Annotated in this window: 1 rRNA gene; it reads right to left on the minus strand. The window is 46.6% G+C overall.

Features of this window, described 5'->3' with window-relative positions:
* Nucleotides 1-2: 2 nt before the first annotated feature.
* Nucleotides 3-251 (minus strand): 23S ribosomal RNA (locus tag H5089_RS20140); the annotation flags it as partial.

Genomic DNA, 251 nt, shown 5'->3' on the forward strand with positions numbered 1-251 from the left:
GGGGTACGATTCCATATAATCTGAAGCTTAGAGGCTTTTCCTGGAAGTATGGCATCAACAACTTCATCACCGTAGTGACTCGTCTCGTGTCTCAGTCTTAACAGCAACCCGGATTTACCTAAGTCACCAACCTACTCACTTTCACATGGACTACCAACGCCATGCTTGTTTAGCCTGCTCCGTCCCCCCATCGCAATTATATCGAGTACAGAAATATTAATCTGTTTCCCATCGACTACGCCTTTCGGCCT

It is taken from the genome of Pseudoalteromonas sp. SR45-1 (genome assembly GCF_014163655.1).
In the GTDB taxonomy this organism is placed as follows: Bacteria; Pseudomonadota; Gammaproteobacteria; order Enterobacterales; family Alteromonadaceae; genus Pseudoalteromonas; species Pseudoalteromonas distincta.